The organism is Haemophilus sputorum CCUG 13788 (assembly GCF_000238795.1).
Lineage (GTDB): Bacteria > Pseudomonadota > Gammaproteobacteria > Enterobacterales > Pasteurellaceae > Haemophilus_A > Haemophilus_A sputorum.
The window spans coordinates 1-904 of sequence record NZ_AFNK01000014.1 but is presented as its reverse complement, the minus strand read 5'-3'; the positions used below and the strand labels follow the sequence as shown (position 1 = coordinate 904).

1 protein-coding gene is annotated in these 904 nt (G+C 42.4%); it reads left to right on the top strand.

The genetic code is table 11. The features are described from left to right. Window positions 1-542 precede the first annotated feature (542 nt). Entirely contained in the window at window positions 543-809 is a 267-nt protein-coding gene (locus tag HSP_RS0103240; RefSeq protein ID WP_000681608.1) for a type II toxin-antitoxin system HicB family antitoxin, read from the top strand. The last annotated feature ends 95 nt before the right edge of the window (window positions 810-904 follow it).

Below are 904 nucleotides of genomic sequence, written 5' to 3'. Positions count from 1 at the left end.
TACTCCGTGTGTGGGGTATGGACTATTGGCGATATATATTCCACATTGGAACACGGAAAAGAATATTCTGAACAGGAACTAATAAAAATGATTAAGGAGGGTAAAGTAATCAGCAAATACTAATTTGGGGTTGGTAACAGGCTGTGGGGCAGCCTGTTACCAAATGACAGATGCATCTTTGGAGATTCTCAAATGTCAGTATGTGAAATGATAGAGCTTGCAAACCGCATTGTAAATGGGGAACCTGTAAAAACACCCGCGATAGAAGCATGGATTATTAGCGAAATCATTTGGTGGGCGCATAACCGGGATAATGCTTTAGTTTGAGTCATATATGGGGAGAGTGTCATGCTCTCCCTTTCTTATTGTGTAGCGCGTTGTATTACATAGTTAGCTTTACGTTGTAAAGATTTTATTGTCTTTACAGTGTGGTGCGTTTTCCGGCGGTTGCGCTGCGCTTAGGGGTATGTGGCCTCGCTGCTCCCTGGTATTTTCTTTCACCCTTCTATCTGATAACTTTTCTTGAAAGAGGCTGGGGTTTTATGAAACATTTAAAATATAAAGGATATTTAGGTACAGTTGAGCCGGATTTTGAAAATAATATCCTGCATGGAAAGCTGGCATTTATTCGAGATCTGGTGACTTTTGAGGCAGAAACATTAGCTGACCTGGAACGGGAATTTAAAACATCGGTTGATTTGTATTTACAGTCCTGTGTGGAGGACGGAAAGGAGCCTGACGCGCCCTTTAAAGGTGTGTTTAACGTCAGGCTTGATCCAGAGCTAGGCACTGGAAAAAGAAGTCATTAATCATCGCGCAGGGGCTTAATCGCCCCTTTTTGTTGCTCGCTGGCGTTGGTGTTTTCTGGTATTACGATGTAGTGTGTTGTATTTACCACGAGGTA